3 protein-coding genes and 1 pseudogene are annotated in these 3,606 nt (G+C 32.4%); 3 read left to right on the top strand and 1 reads right to left on the bottom strand.

Features of this window, described 5'->3' with window-relative positions:
* From ACJMLH_RS00570 to ACJMLH_RS00580, 3 genes and pseudogenes are all read left to right on the top strand, one after another.
* Positions 1–957 (top strand): annotated as a pseudogene (locus tag ACJMLH_RS00570) (hypothetical protein); the annotation flags it as partial.
* A gap of 359 nt (positions 958–1,316) precedes the next feature.
* On the top strand, positions 1,317–1,631 hold the full coding sequence (locus tag ACJMLH_RS00575) for a hypothetical protein (protein WP_405274016.1): 315 nt from the start codon (positions 1,317–1,319) through the stop codon (positions 1,629–1,631).
* A gap of 84 nt (positions 1,632–1,715) precedes the next feature.
* Entirely contained in the window at positions 1,716–2,435 is a 720-nt protein-coding gene (locus ACJMLH_RS00580; protein ID WP_405274017.1) for a hypothetical protein, read from the top strand.
* 30 nt (positions 2,436–2,465) lie between these two features.
* On the opposite strand, the gene ACJMLH_RS00585 is transcribed toward ACJMLH_RS00580, so the two are convergent.
* Positions 2,466–3,606, bottom strand: a 1,141-nt coding sequence (locus ACJMLH_RS00585) for a phage terminase large subunit (protein ID WP_405274018.1), incomplete at its 5' end; no start/stop codon positions are given.

A 3,606-nucleotide genomic window follows, 5' to 3' on the forward strand; every position in this document is an offset into this window, starting at 1 on the left:
TTTCTAAACAAACCATTAAACATTCCTGACGGTGAAGGCGGATGGGAAGTGAAGGATCTTGAACTTGTCGGCAGACCATGTCTTACATACACTACAGTGCCTAACCATTATTTTGATGATCAGGAAATGAGCAGAAGCATTTTCATCACTCCAAGAATGGACAATCAGAATATCTTCAATAAAAGAAACAGTGCATTGGAATTCAAGCACGGCAAAAGCTACAAAATATTAAAACATTATGAAAAGGAAGCTGAGCTAGTGCCATACATGCTGCTGCACCTTAAGGAAGTATTTGAAAACATTGTAATAATAAATCCATATGTTTACTTTGTCATCAACTTCCTGAAGGACTCTGCTTTCTATAAAAGGGATTTTGATAAGTTCAACGGCATACTGAAAACAATAACGGCCTTGAATTACTATAACCATGAAGTCTATGAGGTTGACGGCAAAAAAGTAATTTTGACCAACATTGCAGATGTGCAGGAATTCATGAGTTTATTAAAACCATATAAGGAAAGCATATCTGCAAACCTGTCCCCTAAAGCAGTTGAGGTTTTAAACGACATCAGAAACAATATCGAAGACTGGCGAATGAAAAAGGATAGGGAAGTATTGGACATGGGAATTACAACCAATGAATACTTCTCACTTCAAAATCTTGGATTAAGTAAGGCATCAGTTAGGAAATACATGTATGAATTGGCTGACAAGGGATTTATTCAAGTAACAACCCGTTCCGGCAGAGCTAATGTATATGACTTGGCCAAAAGTGAAGTTGCATCAATCAACTATGACTTAAAGCACATTGACGATTCAATATACGAAAATATCTGCTATGAGATTGGTGAATGGGTTATAGACATTATGAAAGAAGATAAATTTGTTGAGGGGTTAAGTATCATGAACTTTGACGCAGAAGTTAAAAAACCAACATGGATAAGTAAAAAACCATGAAAACTACGAAAACCATGAAAACTGAAAAACTGAAAAAACTATGTAAACTTTAAAAAACTTTCACAAAAGTTTTTATAAAAAACTGTTTACAATCGTTTTCAGATTAATTGGAGAATTTCTAGTTGGAATTGGTAATTGCTTTTCTAATGAAAAACTAAAGTTTCTAGGATAAGGGGGAGGTAACTTTAACAATACTTCCCGCATACCCTGGAAAAATATGGTTTTTTAAAAAATCATAATATTGGAAAGTGATGATAGCTATTCTTTTTTGATTTAAAGGATTTTAAAAGCTTTTTAAAAAAACCGTCCCAAAATTTCTCAATAGTTTTTATGGTTTTTATAAATTTTTTTGATTTATTATGAAATCTATAAAACAACAGATAATCGAGGCCAAACAGGAAAAAAGAGAAAGGGAAGAAGAATTGTGGTTTGTAGATTACTGCAACAACTGCAAAACTGGATTGGCGTTTAAAAATGATGTGCCTTGTCATCATCCATGGTACTGCTGGCATGAAGGCGAATCAGCTATTGTACAGGCAGCCATTGTTAGAATAGATGAATATCGCAGATTACATGGACATGTCACGTCACAAATGTATTGGGAATATAAGCAGTTAAGAAAAAGGCAACGCCAGTTAATATGGCGAGGCAGAAAAAAATTATTAAGGAGTTAACTAATATGTTAGTTGGAACTTATATAACCAATCACCACAAATAAAATATTGATAATACATATAAATAATATTAAGTGATTCAACATGTTTGAATTTGAGATATTAACAAATGCCATAATTCATTCTGCTATCAAAACTACGGTTATAGGTCCAAGTATTTCAGGACCGTTAATCGGAGCTATTATTGGTTCGGCATTTACTTGGATTTTAGCACATGGAACTGAATTTTATAGATTTACTAAAAAAAAGAAAGGAATTTATGTAATTCTTAATTCTGAAGTTGAAAATAATATTTCTAATCTAAAAGAATTTGAGATATACCATCCAGTTAAAAATAGTTACGCTATTAGAGTTGAATGGACAATAAATGATCTTCAAAATTATTATAAAACTTTAAATGACTTTCCTATATTAAGGCATGATAATTGGGATGAATTCATAGATACGGTTCCAGATATATTTACCGAATATGAAATTAGGAGAATAATCGAATGCAATAGTAATTTGGACAAATTATCTGATTTGGCTAGATTTTTATCTAATTATAAAATTGAGTATAGTCCTGATCAAGATAACGTAGATTTAAAGGAATTACGATTTAATGATTATTTGAAAATCTCTGAAAACTACAGGACTTTTGAAAAAAATTTTAATAACCTGTTAAGAGATTTAAATACGATTAATGATATTTTTAGTAAAAAAAGAAAAAAGTTTATTTTTTCAGTAGATTATGATTTACTTTTAATATTTGTTTTAGAAATAATATTCCTCATACTGTTTCCTATTGTTTTAAAATTTTTATAAAAAAATAAAAATATTCTATTCAACCGATTATCATGTTGAATACCACTTATCCACATCAACTCTTTGGCTTTGGGTTTCATTAGTTATCTTTTCATATCCTCCTGTGAATGCCACTACACAGTCATCATGAATAGCTTCATTAGGATATGCAGTTATTTTTTCCAGAAATTCCATAGCCCATTTTTTTGTGAACCCGGTCGAATCCTTTCCAACAAGGAAAATTCCCTTCTTTTGAATATCGGCTGAAACTCTTCTTGCACGGTCAACTTTGTTTTCTCTTGAGTTACCGGTGCCCGTAGCGAATCCTCTTCTGTTCAGTTCATCTATAATTAATAATCCGAAGTTTTTGCCTGTGTTTCCGTCAAGTTCAATGTATTGTACATCTGACTTGTCACGTGCTGCAGTATTTAATATTTCATTGATTAGGTTTCTGGATTCCAATTGAAATTCATATGAATCCAGAATATAAATATTTCCGGACAGATCTTTAGCAAGCAGAACGCCGGCTGTAAAATCTGGATCACTTCCTTTCAACTTATCATCATTCAATACTTCAGTAGCTGCAAGATCCCAATATCTGATAATCTTAATTATAGGAATTTTCATGTATTCGTCATGAGAAATCAAATGGAAGTCTGATTCATCGAATAGCTGACCTTTAACTGAAGCATACCAGTTACCGTTCATTAACTGCTCACGTGTTACTCTATCCAATCCCATCAGGTATTCTTCATAATCTTTTCTGTCCAGATAAATATTATCCAGATAGCTGGAGCTAATGAATCTGATTTGTGATTTATCCTGAATATCTGTATCTATTTTTTCTATGAATCTTTCACGAACCCATTTGTTTCCACGTTTGCCGGGATTGCTGGAGCACATTAACTGTGTAGGAAGTTTGTTGTCTTTTGTTTTCCTAACTCTAGACCTCATATAAATGTATTTGAATCTTTCAAGCTGTGTCAGCTCATCAATTCCTATGAACTGATATTCAGAACCCTGATAAGTATCGAGGTCATTAATGTTTCTTAAATATCCAAAGGTTAGTGAATTTCCATTGGGAAATGTCCATGAATGTTCTGTTCCATCCCACTTTGGTTTGATGCTTGCATTATTTTGAACTTCCTTTCGATTTAACCACTGACTTGCTTTATGAATTAAAGCTCCTTTA

Origin of the sequence: Methanobrevibacter sp., from assembly GCF_045116495.1 — an archaeon.
GTDB lineage: Archaea > Methanobacteriota > Methanobacteria > Methanobacteriales > Methanobacteriaceae > Methanocatella.

What these genes read in the sequence shown, in the direction of transcription:
- ACJMLH_RS00575 (WP_405274016.1), top strand. Translation starts at nt 1,317, where the DNA reads ATGAAATCTATAAAACAACAGATAATCGAGGCCAAACAGGAAAAAAGA.
- ACJMLH_RS00580 (WP_405274017.1), top strand. Translation starts at nt 1,716, where the DNA reads ATGTTTGAATTTGAGATATTAACAAATGCCATAATTCATTCTGCTATC.